Origin of the sequence: Nitrosomonas sp. (assembly GCF_024282095.1) — a bacterium.
Classification (GTDB): Bacteria; Pseudomonadota; Gammaproteobacteria; order Burkholderiales; family Nitrosomonadaceae; genus Nitrosomonas.
The window spans coordinates 1-14,638 of the sequence record NZ_JAMWZS010000020.1 but is presented as its reverse complement, the minus strand read 5'-3'; the positions used below and the strand labels follow the sequence as shown (position 1 = coordinate 14,638).

The window sequence follows — 14,638 nt, the reverse complement described above, 5'->3', positions numbered from 1 at the left end:
AAATCCGAATCCTACTAATTCATTTTATCTCTTCAAAATAATTACAGTAGCAGAGTAATATCGATATGATCTCAATTAGCTATGGTAAATTCAGCTTATTCTTCACTTCCTTTAAGATTAGCTTCAGAAGTTTGCTCATTACTTGGTCTATCAACCAGTTCCACAAGCGCCATCGGAGCATTATCGCCTTTTCTAAAACCATATTTAAGAATTCTTAAATATCCACCAGGGCGAGTTTCATAACGCGGGCCCAGTTCAGAAAATAATTTAACTACGATTTCTCGATCCCGGAGTCTATTAAAAGCCAGCCTACGATTGGATAAGGAAGGTTTCTTTGCTAAAGTAATTACCGGTTCGACGTATCTTCTAAGTTCTTTTGCTTTTGGTAATGTAGTCTTAATAATCTCATGACGCAATAATGAATTGCTCATATTACGAAACATAGCAGCACGATGACTGCTTGATCGATTTAATTTTCTTAACGCATTATTGTGGCGCATGATTTATATCCTTAGCAATATTATCAAGATTTGCAGGTGGCCAATTATCTAATTTCATACCTAAAGTAAGCTCTCGGGCAGCTAGTACTTCTTTTATTTCATTAAGAGATTTTCTTCCTAAATTTGGAGTACGTAATAATTCTGCTTCCGTTCGTTGTATCAGATCACCTATGTAATATATATTTTCAACCTTAAGACAATTAGCAGATCTCACTGTAAGTTCTAAATCATCTACTGGGCGCAGCAAAATAGGATCAATTTGTGGAATGAGTGGCTGCTCCTTAGCAATAGGCGTGCTCTCTAAATCAGCAAAAATAGATAATTGCTGCACCAAAACTCGCGCAGCATAACGAATTGCCTCTTCAGGTTCAACAACACCGTTTGTCTCAAGATCCATAACAAGTTTATCAAGATCAGTTCTTTGCTCCACACGTGCGCTCTCGACTGTATAGCTGACACGTCTAATAGGACTAAACGATGCATCTAAAAAAATGGTACCTATTGCTTTCTCAGAGTTTTTATTTTTTCTCAGAGTAGCGGGAACATAACCGCGTCCCTTTTCTATTTTCAGTTGAATATCTAGCTTTCCATCTGTAGTTAAATGAGCAATTATATGGTCAGGATTCATAATTTCAACATCATGGCCGATTTCAATATCACCAGCTGTGACAATTCCTTTGCCCGTTTTCTTTAGAGATAGTATAGCTTCACTATTATTATGTAGCTTTAATACTATACCCTTAATATTCAATAAAATATCAACAATATCTTCTTGCACTCCATCAAGTGTTGAGTATTCATGAACAACACCAGCAATTTTAATCTCTGTAGGAGCATAACCTGTCATAGATGACAAAAGTATCCGCCGCAAAGCATTTCCTAAAGTATGTCCATATCCTCTTTCAAAAGGTTCCATAACAACTTTAGCATGCAGCGGTGATATATTTTGAACATCAATAATACGAGGTGTTAGTAATTCATTACCTTGCATAGTAAGGTCCCTTTGCGTAAAGCAAACCAATAAAAGATAAATTACTTAGAATATAATTCCACAACCAATGACTCATTTATTGATGTGGGTAGCTCTGAGCGATCTGGTTTAGCTTTAAAAATACCCTTCATTCCTTTAATATCCATTTCAATCCAAGTTGGAAAATTACGATTATCAGCTGCTTCTATGGCTGTTTTAATACGTAATTGGTTTTTAGCATTATCTGTAATCTGAATTGTATCGCCAGCTTTAACTAAATATGATGGCATATTCACGCGCTTACCATTAACAAGAATACAATTATGCCTTACTATTTGTCTCGCCTCAGCGCGTGAAGATCCAAAGCCCATGTGATAAGCAACATTATCAAGACGACTCTCAAGCAACTGCAATAAAATATTTCCGGTTATTCCTTTGTGTTTATCCGCGGTCTTATATATATTTCGAAATTGCCGTTCTAATATTCCATATATTTTTCTAACTTTCTGTTTCTCACGTAGTTGCCCACCATAATCGGATAATCTTCCTTTTTTCTGTCCATGTTGACCAGGCGGATAATTCCTTCTTTCAATTGCACATTTATCTGAGAAACATTTCTCACCTTTTAAAAATAATTTCTCGCCTTCTCGTCGACACTGTCTACATTTTGGTTCAATATTTCTAGCCAATGCATTCTCCTCAAATACGGCGTTTTTTTGGTGGTCGACATCCATTGTGTGGAACAGGTGTCACATCTGAAATACTCGTGATTTTAAAACCAGCAGCATTTAAAGCGCGAACCGCCGAGTCTCTACCGGGTCCGGGTCCTTTAATTCTAACCTCCAGGTTTTTAACACCGCAATCAATTGCAGTTTTACTTGCAGTTTCAGCAGCAACCTGAGCCGCAAATGGTGTGCTTTTGCGTGATCCTTTGAAGCCAACTCCACCTGAAGTAGCCCAGGAAAGAGCATTCCCTTGCCTATCAGTTATAGTCACTATGGTATTATTAAAAGAGGCATGAACATGCGCTATGCCTTCTGATACATTCTTTTTTATTTTTTTTCGTATGCGCGAAACAGCCTTAACCATAGAAGCAAAATCCCTTATTTTTTGAAATTAATTAAATGTATAACCAGAAATTATCTCGCTCGTATCGCTTTACGTGGCCCTTTACGCGTTCTAGCATTTGTACGAGTACGCTGACCTCGTACAGGGAGACCGCGTCTATGCCTTAAACCACGATAACACCCCAAATCCATTAGTCTCTTAATATTCATCGAAATCTCTCGACGCAGATCGCCTTCCGTTGTAAGCTTCGAAATATGATCGCGTAATTGATCAATTTCTTCATCTGATAGATCCTTGATCTTCTTATCCGTCTCGATTCCAGCAGATTGACAAATATTTTTAGAACATGACCTACCAATGCCATAAATTGCAGTCAACGCAATACTTACATGTTGATGATTCGGAATATTTACGCCAGCGATACGCGCCATTTGATTTTCCTGTATTAATAATTAAATTATGTAGTAGTTAGCCTTGCCGCTGCTTATGGCGAGAATCTTTACAAATTATACGAACAACTCGATTTCGGCGGATTATTTTACAATTTCTACAGAGTTTCTTTACAGATGCGCTTACCTTCATAAAATTCCTTAATCCTTTAATTAATATTATCTTTTATTTCGCACGAAATGTTATTCTTGCACGTGTTAAATCATAAGGTGTAAGATCAACCGTTACTTTATCCCCAGGCAATATTCTTATATAATGCATACGCATCTTTCCAGATATATGACCGAGAACTATATGACCATTTTCAAGTTTAACGCGAAATGTAGCATTGGGGAGTGTTTCAAGAATCTCGCCTTGCATTTGTATTGTGTCTTCTTTAGCCATTAACTACCATTATGAGTTTATTTTACAGGAATTTTCCCAGCACTGCCTTTAAAATTAGCTTTTTTCAATAAACTCTCATATTGTGATGACATAATATGGGATTGAATTTGTGACATAAAATCCATAGTAACAATAACTATTATTAATAGAGAAGTACCTCCAAAATAAAAAGGCACGTTCCATTTAAGAATTAAAAATTCCGGTAATAAACAAACAAGTGTTACGTATATAGCACCAGCTAATGTCAATCGCAACATAATTTTCTCAATATAGCGCGTTGTTTGATCTCCTGGTCTTATCCCCGGAATAAAAGCGCCACTCTTTTTGAGGTTATCGGCAGTTTCTTTTGGATTAAATACAAGCGCAGTATAAAAAAAACAAAAGAAAATGATCATGACAGCATAGAGTATTACATAAATTGGTTGTCCAGGAGATAAAGCGGCACTTAAGTCCTTTAACCAAATCATAGACTCGCTATTTGCAAACCACCCTGCCAATGTCGCAGGGAACAAAATAATACTCGAAGCAAAAATTGGTGGAATTACACCTGCCATATTTAACTTGAGAGGTAAATGTGAGTTTTGTCCACCATAAATTTTATGTCCAACTTGGCGTTTTGCATAATTAACAAGTATTCTTCTTTGACCTTTTTCGATAAAAACGACAAAACTAGTAATTAGTGCCGCAATAATAAAAATACTTAAAGCTACTAAAAAATGCATAGAACCAGTACTTACTAAATCCAACGTTCCACCAATAGCACTTGGAAGTCCTGCGGCAATGCCTGCAAAGATAATTAAGGAAATTCCGTTTCCTATGCCACGCTCTGTTATTTGCTCGCCTAACCACATTAAAAATATAGTACCAGTAACTAATGTAACAACCGTTGTCAATGTAAACATTTCACCTGGCGATAGTACAAGCCCTGCTTGAGATTGTAGTGCAATTGATATCCCATAACTTTGGATACACGCAAGTGCTAGAGTTCCATAGCGAGTATACTGCGTAATTTTTCTTCTTCCGCTTTCACCTTCTTTTTTTAAGGATTCAAGATACGGTACAGCCACAGTACCTAATTGCATTATGATAGATGCAGATATATAAGGCATAATACCAAGTGCAAAGATTGAGAATCTCGAAAGAGCACCACCAGAAAACATATTGAACATACCCAAAACACTACTCTCTTGGGATTCGAATAGATCTTTTAAAATGATTGGGTCAATTCCAGGGACCGGCACATGAGCACCTATTCTATATACTATCAATGCAAGCAGTAGAAACCACAAACGCCTTTTGAGTTCAGCAAACTTATCTACGGATTTATTTGTCATTTCTTTTTTTATAGCCAATTTACTCACTCAATCGCTATGAAACCTTACCACCAATCATCTCAATAGCTTTTTTTACGCCATCACTTACAGTTATGCCATTTAAAGTAATTTTTCTTTCGCAATTACCTGATTTATATATCTTAATTCTCTTATCTTTAATAGAAATAATATTATTCTTTTTCAAAATTGACATATTAATTTCGGTTTCTTGTATTAAATTTAAATCGGATAATCTTATTTTTGGATATTTACACTGACTCAAAGCGGTAAAGCCTCTCTTAGGCAAACGACGTTGAATTGGCATTTGACCGCCTTCAAATCCAATTTTATGAAAACCACCAGCTCTCGACTTTTGACCTTTATGCCCGCGTCCACAAGTTTTTCCTAAACCTGATCCTATACCACGACCAACTCGTATTTTATTTTTTTTTGCGCCATTAGCAGGTTTGATTGAATTTAAGTACATGATATATTTTATGTTAGTCGCATTTCAAAAGATAGTTAACTTTATGGATCATTCCACGAGTCTCAGGTGTATCAAGAAGAATTGAAGAACTATTCAATCTCTTCAATCCGAGACCGCGAATAGTAGCACGGTGTGATTTTTTAGTTCCTATAATGCTTCTAACAAGAGTTATCTTAATAAATCTATTTTTATCATCACTCATTATTCTTGTCCAAGAATTTCTTTAACAGTTTTTCCACGTTTTGCAGCAATATGTGCAGGTGTACTCATAGTATTTAACGCATTGAGAGTTGCTCTAACAACATTATATGGGTTCGTCGAACCAATACATTTAGCAAGAATATTAGTCATTCCCATAACCTCAAAAATAGCTCGCATTGGACCTCCTGCTATAATTCCAGTGCCTTCTGGAGCTGGTTGCATATATACTTTCGCAGCACCATGTGAGCCGATAAGAGGATGATAAATAGTCCCACCTTTCAATTTCACATTTATCATTTTTCTACGTGCCTCATCCATCGCCTTCTGCACCGCTATTGGAACTTCACGCGACTTACCTTTTCCCATACCAACACTACCATCGCCATCGCCAACGACCGTAAGTGCAGCAAACCCAAGAATGCGCCCACCTTTTACAACCTTAGTGACCCTGTTTATTGCAACCATCTTTTCGTGGAGATCGTCGCTATTCTCATCAGCCCCTATCGCTTTATCCATCGCTTTACCGACTCTGACCATATTAACCTTTATCTAGAATTTAAGTCCGTTTTCACGTGCAGCATCAGCTAATGCTCTCACACGTCCATGATATTTATAGCCTGCTCTGTCAAAGGCAATATTGGATATTCCACATTCCTTTCCTTTTTCTGCTATACGCTTACCAATAAGAGCAGCTGCCGTGATATTGCTTCCAGACGAAATTCCTTTCCGTATTTCAGGTTCTAAAGTTGATGCACTAGCTATCGTTTTATTGTTTTTATTATCAATAAGTTGTGCATAAATATGCAAATTAGTACGATGTATTGACAGCCGTATTACATTTAACTCGGAAATTCTTTTTCTTGTTTTCAATGAGCGTCTAACTCTTTTTTCTTTTAAATTCAACATGATTATCTCAATTATTTTTTCTTTGTCTCTTTGAGAAGAATAATTTCATCAGAATACCGAACACCTTTTCCTTTATACGGTTCAGGCTTTCTATAAGAACGAATTTCTGCAGCAGTTTGTCCTACCTTTTGCTTATCAATTCCTTTTATTATTATTTCGGTTTGAGTAGGTGTCTCTATAATAATTCCTTCAGGAATCATGTGATCAATAGGATGCGAAAAACCTAAAGTCAGATTTATTTTATTTTGATTAGCTTGAGCTTTATATCCTACTCCGATCAACAACAATCTCTTTTCAAATCCAACTGAAACGCCGCGTACCATGTTTGCAATTAGTGCCCTCGTCGTTCCGGACATAGTGTTAGCGCGTTTCGAGTCATTAGTGGTTTTAATACTCAAGATATTCTCACTCAAATCCAGCAACACATCATCTGTAAGCATTTGCTTCATATTTCCCAAAGGACCTTTGACAAAAATTTCCATAGACCCAATGTTAATCTCAACATTTGAAGGTATAAGTATTGGGTTACTGCTTACTCGTGACATTTAAAAAATCCTCTAAACAACAAAACATAATAATTCACCGCCAACACCCGCTAAACGAGCTTTTCGCTCTGTCATTACGCCTTTCGATGTAGTTACAATAGCTATACCCAATCCATTCATAACACTTGGTAAATCTTCACTGGATTTATATATTCTCAAACCCGGTTTACTTATGCGTTTTATATTTTCAATAACAGGCATTCCAGAATAATATTTAAGTGTTATTTCAAGTAAGTTTTTATTTCCATCATTCTTGATATAGTAATCTTCCACATAACCTTCATCTTTTAAAACTTTTGTTATAGCCAATTTTATACGCGAATTTGGCATATCAACAATTTTCTTTTTTGCCATCTGCGCATTACGTATTCGAGTTAACATATCAGCAATTGGATCACTCATACTCATGATTGCACCTAAATATTTAAGTTATTTTTCTATCTTTACATTAAAAATCAATTACAATCATTACCAACTTGCTTTGATTATTCCAGGTATTTTACCACTCATTGCAATTTCTCTTAATTTATTTCTTCCAAGTCCAAATTTCGAATATACGCCTCGCGGTCTACCTGTCAACTTGCATCTGTTTCTCAAACGCACTGGACTTGAGTCTCTAGGCAGCTTTTGTAACTTAATACGAGCATTTAATCTCTCTTCATCTTTTAGAGCGAAATTGCTTATTATTCCATTCAACAATAAACGTTTCTCAGCATATTTACGAATTAGTCTTTGTCTTTTGTCATTTCTATTAATAGTAGCAAGCTTAGCCATTCCTACCTCAATTCTTAAACGGAAAACTAAAAGCCGATAACAACGCTTTAGCTTCAATATCGCTCTTAGCCGTCGTAGTTATTGATATATTCATTCCACGCAATGCATCTATCTTGTCGTAATCAATCTCAGGAAATATAATCTGCTCTTTTATTCCCATATTATAATTTCCTCTCCCATCAAAGGATTTTCCTGAAATTCCGCGAAAATCACGAATTCTAGGAATAGCTATTGTTATCAACCTATCTAAAAATTCATACATCTTAATATGCCTTAGCGTAACCATGCATCCTATTGGATAGCCTTCTCTCACTTTAAAAGTCGCTATTGATTTTCTTGCTTTCGTCACTACAGGCTGCTGTCCACAAATTTTTTTCATATCAGAAAGAGCATGCTCAACTATCTTCTTGTCAGTTGTTGCATCTCCCAATCCGATATTAAGCGTGATTTTAATAATACGCGGAACTTCCATCAATGATTTATATTTAAATTGATCTGTTAACTGTTTAGTAACAGTATTACGATAATATTCTTGCAAGCGTGCCATAAAACTTCAATATCCAATATTTTAATTATGATTCAATTACTTCACTGTTAGATCTATATACGCGAACTTTATTATTATTATCGTCAATTTTAAAACCGACTCGATCTGGTTTTTTCAAAGCAAAATTATAAATTGCAATATTAGATATATGCATAGGCATTTCTCTATCAATAATCCCCCCCATGTTACCACTTGCTGGGTTTGGTTTTTGATGCTTTTTAACAGAATTTACGCCCTGTACAATAACACGATCAGTGCCAACAATCGTCACTATTGATCCTCTTTTTCCTTTATCCTTTCCAGAAATAACAATAACATCATCACCTTTCTTAAGCTTTCGCATATATTTTCCTTTTACAGCTACAAAACTTCTGGGGCTAACGATACAATTTTCATAAAACGTGCGTTTCTTAGTTCTCTAGTAACTGGACCAAAAATACGAGTTCCAATTGGTTCAAACTTATTATTTAGTAGCACCGCTGCATTTTCATCAAACTTCAACAAAGAGCCATCAAGTCGCCTTATGCCTTTAGCCGTTCTAACAACCACCGCATTATAAACTTCACCCTTCTTAACACGCCCTCTTGGAGCCGCATCTTTTACGCTTACTTTAATTATGTCACCTATTCCAGCATACTGCCTTTTTGACCCACCAAGCACTTTAATACACATAATAGACCGAGCACCTGTATTATCCGCTACTCTTAATATTGATTGCATTTGAATCATTTTGTTTACTCTTTAATTTTCACACGGTGTAAAACTTTTCTCTAGATCTAGATTGTCTATTTTGAATTTACTTAATTAACAAAACCTTATTATTTTACATATCTATAAGTTCATAAACAAGAATTATTTTCTTTAATTAATACCAAAAACCATTCATAATTTCAGAAACATCATCCAAATCTTTAAACCTCATCTTTTAATAGCTTTATCACTTTCCAGCTTTTAGTTTTGGATATAGGTCTACATTCTTCAATCAGCACGATATCTCCAATAGAAAATTGATTATTATCATCATGTGCATGATATTTCTTTGAGCGAGTAACAAATTTTCCATACAAATGGTGCTTTATTCGACGTTCTACTAACACCGTTACAGTTTTATTTGCTTTGTCACTCGTAACTCGCCCACTTAAAGTACGATTAGTTTTTTCACTTGTCATGATTGCTTATTTTTTCTGTTATAACGGTTTTTACTCTTGCTATATCTTTTTTAATTAATCTCAATTGCCTAGTATTCGATAGCTGCTGTGTTGCCAATTGCATTCTTAATCCAAAATGTGCTTTTAATAAAAACACCAATTCCTTATTCAATTCATGCAATTGTTTATTCCTTAAATCATTTGCTCTCATTACTATCCACCAATCTGTCTTATTGTAAACATTGTCCTGATAGGTAATTTAGCTGCAGCTAACCGAAATGCTTCCCTAGCCAATTCTTCATTAACACCATCCATTTCATATAACATTTTTCCGGGCTGAATCTCTGCTACAAAATATTCTGGATTTCCCTTTCCTTTGCCCATTCTAACTTCAGCAGGTTTATGCGATATTGGTTTATCTGGAAAAATTCTAATCCAAATACGACCACCTCTTTTTATATGCCTTGTCATAGCACGTCGCGCTGCCTCTATCTGACGCGCAGTTAATCGTCCTCTTCCAATCGCTTTTAAACCAAATTCACCAAAGCTCACTTTTGCACCACGAGTTGCTACACCTGTGTTTCGTCCTTTTTGCTGCTTTCTAAATTTAGTTCTAGCCGGCTGAAGCATTCTTGTCTCCAGAATTTATATACTCACTTATCACTACACTACTACTTACTTTATTCTCACTCAAACTATCAATACTCTCGACACTGAGATCTTTTTTGTTTCTTGAATTAGTCAATTTGTTAGCAGATCCAGATATTTTTTTGATATTTTTCTTTTTTTCATTATCTATAGAAGAAACATTTGGTATCGTAGCGTTAACTTCATTACCTTTACCAAGTATTTCTCCTTTAAATATCCATACTTTTATCCCTATAATTCCATAAGTAGTTTTTGCTTCCGATGTTCCATAATCAAGATCAGCTCTCAATGTATGCAAAGGTACCCTTCCTTCACGATACCATTCGGTTCTGGCTATTTCTATTCCATTTAGTCTACCAGAGCTCATAATTTTTATTCCTTGAGCACCAAGACGCATCGCATTCTGCATAGCACGTTTCATAGCTCTACGAAACATTATTCTTTTTTCTAATTGCTGTGCGATATTATCAGCTATCAATTGAGCATCAAGCTCTGGTTTTCGTATTTCTTCTATATTTACGTGAACAGACACACCCATTATTTTTTGCAATTCAGTGCGCAATACTTCAATATCTTCACCTTTTTTCCCAATAACAACACCAGGCCGAGAGCTAAAGATGGTTATTCTTGCATTCTTCGAAGGTCTTTCAATCAAAACCCTACCAACCGAAGCATTTTTTAGTTTATGACTGAGAAATTCTCGTACCTTGATATCTTCGTTGAGCATAGTTGCGAAATTATTGCTATTCGCATACCATCTAGACAACCAATTTCTTTGAACTGAAAGACGAAATCCGGTTGGATGAATTTTTTGACCCATATCAGTTAGTGCCTTTATTTAGTATGATCAATGTTATCGCCGACTGTTAGCAATATATGACAAGTAGGTTTTACAATTCTATTACCACGACCCTTTGCGCGCGCACTTGTACGCTTCATTGAAGTACCACGATCCACCAGAATTACTGATACCTTAAGTTCATCTATATCAGCTCCATCATTATGTTCTGCATTAGCTATAGCAGACTCTAAAAGCTTTCTTATGATACCCGCACCTTTCTTGGGACTAAATGCCAAGATATTTAGTGCCTTTTCTACAGGTAATCCTCGAACTTGATCAGCCACCAATCGTCCCTTCTGCGCTGATAAGCGGATACCTCGTAATATCGCAGTTGTTTCCATCATTATTCCTATCGCTTCGTAACAGCCTTCTTATCACCAGCATGACCTTTAAAGGTGCGTGTTAGTGAAAACTCACCAAACTTATGACCAACCATATTTTCAGTGACAAAAACTGGTATATGTTGCTTCCCATTGTGAACAGCTACTGTCATTCCAATAAAATCAGGCAGTATCGTTGAGCGTCTAGACCAAGTTTTAATTGGCCTTTTATCATTAGCATTACGCGCTTTTTCTATTTTCTCTGATAGATGAGCATCTACAAACGGACCCTTTTTTACTGAACGTGCCATTTAATTATTATCCTTTCTTTGAATATCTATGACGGATTATCATCACTTCAGTTCTCTTATTATTTCTTGTCCTATAGCCTTTCGCCGGCGTTCCCCATGGACTAACGGGATGTCTACCTGCTGATGTCCTACCCTCACCTCCTCCGTGAGGGTGATCAATTGGATTCATTGCAACACCGCGTACAGTCGGTCTAACTCCGCGCCAACGTATCGCACCTGCTTTACCAATCGATCTTAGATTATGCTCTGCGTTTCCTACTTCACCAATAGTCGCATAGCAATCAACATGAACTTTTCGAATTTCACCCGAGCGAAGCTTAAGCTGAGCATAATCTCCTTCTCTAGCTTGCAATTGCACAGATGCTCCTGCAGAACGTGCTAATTGAGCGCCTTTGCCAGGTAATAATTCAACGCAATGTATTATTGTGCCTATTGGAATATTGCGCAAAGGCAATGCATCACCTGCCTTAATTTGTGCATTCTTTCCACTATAAATTTGCATACCAACATTCAATCCCTTGGGTGCTATCATATATCTTCTTTCACCATCTCTATAGCAAACTAAAGCTATATGCGCGGTCCTATTTGGATCATACTCTATGCGCTCTACAATCGCTGGTATATCAATTTTATCGCGCTTGAAATCAATAAACCTATAATGCTGTTTATGACCGCCTCCACGATGCCTAACTGTTATACGTCCATTGTTATTTCTACCTGCTGTCTTAGACTGTTTTTCCGTTAATCCCTTATAAGCCCCTCCCTTATAGAGATCTTTGCTAATAAGTTTAATAACGGCCCTACGCCCAGGAGATGTCGGTTTTAGTTTTACTAGCGCCATATCACTTTGCCTCTGTAATACTTGTAAAGTTAGTAAAACTCAATTCTTGCCCATTCTTGATATTTACTATAGCTTTTTTCCAATCACTTCTTCGCCCCAAAAAGCGCCCAAATCTTTTTTGCTTTCCTTTGACATTGATAGTTCGAACATCTGTGACTTCTATTTTCTGTTCTTCCCACAATAGTTCAATCGCAGCCTTTATTTCACTCTTAGTTGCATTTGTTACAACACGAAATATAGTCTGATTATTTTTCTCTCCCAAGAAAGTCGCTTTCTCCGATACATATGGTGCTAATATTATTTTTAATAGTCTTTCATGACTGATATTTATACTTTTCATGAGAGAAGTTCCTCAAATTTCTTTAATCCACTCTTTGTAATTAATATTTTTTCAAATCTTAACAGGCTTACTGGATCTACATTTTTAACTTCAACGACTGCAACATGCGGAATATTGCGAGCGGATAAGTATAAATTCTCATTTATTTCATCTATTATTACCAGAACTTCACTCAATCCAATTTCTTTTAATTTCTCTGACAGTTTTTTAGTTTTGCAGGTATCAATATTAAACGTATCTGTAATTAGCAACCGCTCATCACGAATAAGTTGCGATAGAATTACACTAATCCCCGCCCGGTACATTTTTTTATTTAATTTTTTCTGAAAATTTTCATCCGGACTATTTGGAAAAATTCGCCCACCTCCACGCCAAATTGGACTTGATGCCATCCCAGCTCGCGCTCTACCAGTGCCTTTTTGCCTCCACGGCTTTCTTGTAGATTTGGCTACATCAGATCGACCTTTCTGCGCTCTGGTGGCACCACGCGCATTTGATAAATATGAAGTTACGACCTGATGAACAAGCGCCTCATTATAATCTCTATTAAAAAGCACGTCAGAAACAACAATATTTTCTGTTTGATTTCCGCTACCGATAAGCTTAAGTTCCATTACCCGATCACCTTCTTGCTATATATTTATGCTTATTAATTGGCATTGTTATCTTTAACACTTGGTCGCACCATAACATTGCCTCCTTTAGAACCGGGTATTGCACCTTTAATCAGTAATAAATTTCTTTCACTATCGATTTTCAGAATTTCAAGATTTTGTGTAGTTCTTTTAACATTACCCATATGCCCTGACATACGTTTACCTGGAAAAACACGTCCAGGATCTTGCGCCATTCCTATAGACCCAGGCTTATTATGCGCTTTTGAATTGCCATGACTAGCTCTATTTGAAGAAAAATGATGGCGTTTGATAACTCCGGCATAGCCTTTACCTATTGTTACTCCAGATACATCAACCTTCTGTCCAACTTTGAAAATATCACTTGTGATTATCGTTCCCGTCTCTATCGACTTAAAATAATCATCCTTATCGATTCTAAATTCTCTCAGGACACTGCCTGCTTCCACACCAGCTTTCGAATAGTGACCAGCAATTGACTTACTCATTCGACTCGCTCTTTTTTGCCCAAAAGATAGCTGGATCGCGAGGTACCCATCTATTTCATTATTCTTGGTCTGAGTCACACGATTATTTGATACATCTATAACTGTCACTGGTAAACTATCCCCATTTTCAGTAAATATACGTGTCATACCGATTTTTCGACCGATTAACCCTAAACTCATTTTTTTCCCTTTTAAAGGCGCTTATCTAACTAACTGTACTATTAAATTAAAATAATAATCGTACTGATGACTCTTTAATTTTTAAACTAAGATAATTTATAGTTTAATTTCAACATCTACACCAGCTGGTAAATCTAATTTCATAAGTGCATCGACTGTCTTGTCGGTTGGATCAATTATGTCCATTAATCTCAGATGTGTTCGTATTTCAAATTGATCGCGTGATGTTTTATTTACATGGGGTGATCGCAATACATCGAAGCGCTCAATTCGAGTCGGTAACGGGACAGGACCTTTAACTACAGCTCCTGTTCTTTTCGCAGTCTCAACAATCTCAAGTGCCGATTTATCAATTAATCGATAATCAAATGCCTTGAGGCGAATTCTAATTTTCTGGTTTTGCATTTACTCAGCCTTGGATTTATCAATTCAATAGATTTTTATCTTATTGAACTTTATCTTTCTAATGTTTCTATCAAATCATTCAATAATTTTTGCAACCACACCTGCACCGACAGTTCTTCCGCCTTCGCGTATCGCAAAGCGCAGCCCATCTTCCATCGCTATAGGGGCTATTAAATTCACCGTTACTGATACATTATCCCCAGGCATCACCATTTCCGTTCCTGCTGGCAATTCAATCGCTCCGGTAACATCCGTCGTCCTAAAATAAAACTGTGGACGATAGCCAGGAAAAAATGGAGTGTGCCTTCCGCCTTCTTCCTTACTCAGAACATATAT

The 14,638-nt window shown here is 36.5% G+C and carries 29 protein-coding genes and 1 pseudogene; all 30 read right to left on the bottom strand.

All coding sequences use genetic code 11. The annotated features are described in order from the left end of the window. Window positions 1-95 precede the first annotated feature (95 nt). Complete coding sequence (rplQ, locus tag Q0K92_RS07460) at window positions 96-500, bottom strand: 50S ribosomal protein L17 (RefSeq protein ID WP_297325178.1); 405 nt, start codon at window positions 498-500, stop codon at window positions 96-98. Then, on the bottom strand, window positions 487-1,491 hold the full coding sequence (gene rpoA / locus Q0K92_RS07455; protein WP_297325177.1) for a DNA-directed RNA polymerase subunit alpha: 1,005 nt from the start codon (window positions 1,489-1,491) through the stop codon (window positions 487-489). The genes rplQ and rpoA overlap by 14 nt, the downstream gene beginning before the upstream one ends. A gap of 41 nt (window positions 1,492-1,532) precedes the next feature. Then, window positions 1,533-2,159 carry a 30S ribosomal protein S4 gene (gene rpsD / locus Q0K92_RS07450; protein ID WP_297325176.1) on the bottom strand — a complete coding sequence of 209 codons (627 nt, stop codon included), beginning with the start codon at window positions 2,157-2,159 and terminating at the stop codon, window positions 1,533-1,535. A 10-nt stretch (window positions 2,160-2,169) separates the two neighbouring features. Continuing rightward, window positions 2,170-2,559: a 30S ribosomal protein S11 gene (rpsK, locus tag Q0K92_RS07445; RefSeq protein ID WP_297325175.1), complete on the bottom strand. Its 390-nt coding sequence runs from the start codon at window positions 2,557-2,559 to the stop codon at window positions 2,170-2,172. A gap of 50 nt (window positions 2,560-2,609) precedes the next feature. Next, entirely contained in the window at window positions 2,610-2,969 is a 360-nt protein-coding gene (rpsM, locus tag Q0K92_RS07440; RefSeq protein WP_297325174.1) for a 30S ribosomal protein S13, read from the bottom strand. Between the two features lie 37 nt (window positions 2,970-3,006). Beyond that, a complete protein-coding gene (gene rpmJ, locus Q0K92_RS07435) occupies window positions 3,007-3,120 on the bottom strand; it encodes a 50S ribosomal protein L36 (RefSeq protein ID WP_297325173.1) in 114 nt (37 codons plus the stop codon). 33 nt (window positions 3,121-3,153) lie between these two features. After that, window positions 3,154-3,372: a translation initiation factor IF-1 gene (infA, locus tag Q0K92_RS07430; protein ID WP_013966779.1), complete on the bottom strand. Its 219-nt coding sequence runs from the start codon at window positions 3,370-3,372 to the stop codon at window positions 3,154-3,156. A 17-nt stretch (window positions 3,373-3,389) separates the two neighbouring features. Beyond that, window positions 3,390-4,706, bottom strand: coding sequence for a preprotein translocase subunit SecY (gene secY, locus Q0K92_RS07425; protein ID WP_297325212.1), 1,317 nt, complete (start codon window positions 4,704-4,706; stop codon window positions 3,390-3,392). 34 nt (window positions 4,707-4,740) lie between these two features. Continuing rightward, on the bottom strand, window positions 4,741-5,172 hold the full coding sequence (rplO, locus tag Q0K92_RS07420; protein ID WP_297325172.1) for a 50S ribosomal protein L15: 432 nt from the start codon (window positions 5,170-5,172) through the stop codon (window positions 4,741-4,743). 13 nt (window positions 5,173-5,185) lie between these two features. Further along, the gene (gene rpmD, locus Q0K92_RS07415; protein WP_297325171.1) at window positions 5,186-5,374 is read right to left on the bottom strand and encodes a 50S ribosomal protein L30; all 189 of its coding nucleotides are present in this window, start codon (window positions 5,372-5,374) and stop codon (window positions 5,186-5,188) included. Further along, the gene (gene rpsE, locus Q0K92_RS07410; RefSeq protein WP_297325170.1) at window positions 5,374-5,889 is read right to left on the bottom strand and encodes a 30S ribosomal protein S5; all 516 of its coding nucleotides are present in this window, start codon (window positions 5,887-5,889) and stop codon (window positions 5,374-5,376) included. The genes rpmD and rpsE overlap by 1 nt, the downstream gene beginning before the upstream one ends. Window positions 5,890-5,922: 33 nt before the next feature. Next, window positions 5,923-6,279, bottom strand: coding sequence for a 50S ribosomal protein L18 (rplR, locus tag Q0K92_RS07405; RefSeq protein WP_297325169.1), 357 nt, complete (start codon window positions 6,277-6,279; stop codon window positions 5,923-5,925). 11 nt (window positions 6,280-6,290) lie between these two features. After that, window positions 6,291-6,824 (bottom strand): 50S ribosomal protein L6, encoded by a 534-nt coding sequence (rplF, locus tag Q0K92_RS07400; RefSeq protein ID WP_297325168.1) that lies wholly within the window; start codon window positions 6,822-6,824, stop codon window positions 6,291-6,293. A 12-nt stretch (window positions 6,825-6,836) separates the two neighbouring features. Beyond that, window positions 6,837-7,232, bottom strand: a complete 396-nt coding sequence (gene rpsH / locus Q0K92_RS07395; protein WP_297325167.1) for a 30S ribosomal protein S8 — start codon at window positions 7,230-7,232, stop codon at window positions 6,837-6,839. 60 nt (window positions 7,233-7,292) lie between these two features. Next, on the bottom strand, window positions 7,293-7,598 hold the full coding sequence (rpsN, locus tag Q0K92_RS07390) for a 30S ribosomal protein S14 (RefSeq protein ID WP_297325166.1): 306 nt from the start codon (window positions 7,596-7,598) through the stop codon (window positions 7,293-7,295). Window positions 7,599-7,605: 7 nt separating this feature from the next. Beyond that, entirely contained in the window at window positions 7,606-8,145 is a 540-nt protein-coding gene (gene rplE, locus Q0K92_RS07385) for a 50S ribosomal protein L5 (RefSeq protein WP_297325165.1), read from the bottom strand. Between the two features lie 25 nt (window positions 8,146-8,170). Continuing rightward, window positions 8,171-8,488 (bottom strand): 50S ribosomal protein L24, encoded by a 318-nt coding sequence (gene rplX / locus Q0K92_RS07380; protein WP_297325164.1) that lies wholly within the window; start codon window positions 8,486-8,488, stop codon window positions 8,171-8,173. 17 nt (window positions 8,489-8,505) lie between these two features. After that, window positions 8,506-8,874, bottom strand: a complete 369-nt coding sequence (rplN, locus tag Q0K92_RS07375; RefSeq protein ID WP_297325163.1) for a 50S ribosomal protein L14 — start codon at window positions 8,872-8,874, stop codon at window positions 8,506-8,508. Window positions 8,875-9,056: 182 nt separating this feature from the next. Next, a complete protein-coding gene (gene rpsQ / locus Q0K92_RS07370; protein ID WP_297325162.1) occupies window positions 9,057-9,314 on the bottom strand; it encodes a 30S ribosomal protein S17 in 258 nt (85 codons plus the stop codon). Next, window positions 9,304-9,504 (bottom strand): 50S ribosomal protein L29, encoded by a 201-nt coding sequence (gene rpmC, locus Q0K92_RS07365; RefSeq protein ID WP_297325161.1) that lies wholly within the window; start codon window positions 9,502-9,504, stop codon window positions 9,304-9,306. The genes rpsQ and rpmC overlap by 11 nt, the downstream gene beginning before the upstream one ends. A gap of 2 nt (window positions 9,505-9,506) precedes the next feature. Next, on the bottom strand, window positions 9,507-9,923 hold the full coding sequence (gene rplP / locus Q0K92_RS07360; RefSeq protein ID WP_297325160.1) for a 50S ribosomal protein L16: 417 nt from the start codon (window positions 9,921-9,923) through the stop codon (window positions 9,507-9,509). Further along, window positions 9,907-10,761 carry a 30S ribosomal protein S3 gene (gene rpsC, locus Q0K92_RS07355; RefSeq protein WP_297325159.1) on the bottom strand — a complete coding sequence of 285 codons (855 nt, stop codon included), beginning with the start codon at window positions 10,759-10,761 and terminating at the stop codon, window positions 9,907-9,909. The genes rplP and rpsC overlap by 17 nt, the downstream gene beginning before the upstream one ends. Before the next feature lie 14 nt (window positions 10,762-10,775). Further along, window positions 10,776-11,123 (bottom strand): 50S ribosomal protein L22, encoded by a 348-nt coding sequence (gene rplV / locus Q0K92_RS07350; protein ID WP_297325158.1) that lies wholly within the window; start codon window positions 11,121-11,123, stop codon window positions 10,776-10,778. A gap of 8 nt (window positions 11,124-11,131) precedes the next feature. Further along, window positions 11,132-11,413, bottom strand: a complete 282-nt coding sequence (rpsS, locus tag Q0K92_RS07345) for a 30S ribosomal protein S19 (RefSeq protein WP_297325157.1) — start codon at window positions 11,411-11,413, stop codon at window positions 11,132-11,134. Window positions 11,414-11,420: 7 nt separating this feature from the next. After that, window positions 11,421-12,254 (bottom strand): 50S ribosomal protein L2, encoded by an 834-nt coding sequence (gene rplB / locus Q0K92_RS07340; RefSeq protein ID WP_297325156.1) that lies wholly within the window; start codon window positions 12,252-12,254, stop codon window positions 11,421-11,423. Between the two features lies 1 nt (window position 12,255). Beyond that, entirely contained in the window at window positions 12,256-12,594 is a 339-nt protein-coding gene (gene rplW / locus Q0K92_RS07335) for a 50S ribosomal protein L23 (protein WP_297325155.1), read from the bottom strand. Beyond that, window positions 12,591-13,208: a 50S ribosomal protein L4 gene (rplD, locus tag Q0K92_RS07330; RefSeq protein ID WP_297325154.1), complete on the bottom strand. Its 618-nt coding sequence runs from the start codon at window positions 13,206-13,208 to the stop codon at window positions 12,591-12,593. Before rplD ends, rplW begins: the two co-directional genes overlap by 4 nt. 35 nt (window positions 13,209-13,243) lie before the next feature. After that, the gene (gene rplC, locus Q0K92_RS07325; protein ID WP_297325153.1) at window positions 13,244-13,897 is read right to left on the bottom strand and encodes a 50S ribosomal protein L3; all 654 of its coding nucleotides are present in this window, start codon (window positions 13,895-13,897) and stop codon (window positions 13,244-13,246) included. A 96-nt stretch (window positions 13,898-13,993) separates the two neighbouring features. Next, window positions 13,994-14,302, bottom strand: a complete 309-nt coding sequence (gene rpsJ, locus Q0K92_RS07320; RefSeq protein WP_013966801.1) for a 30S ribosomal protein S10 — start codon at window positions 14,300-14,302, stop codon at window positions 13,994-13,996. A 75-nt stretch (window positions 14,303-14,377) separates the two neighbouring features. After that, window positions 14,378-14,638 (bottom strand): annotated as a pseudogene (tuf, locus tag Q0K92_RS07315) (elongation factor Tu); the annotation flags it as partial.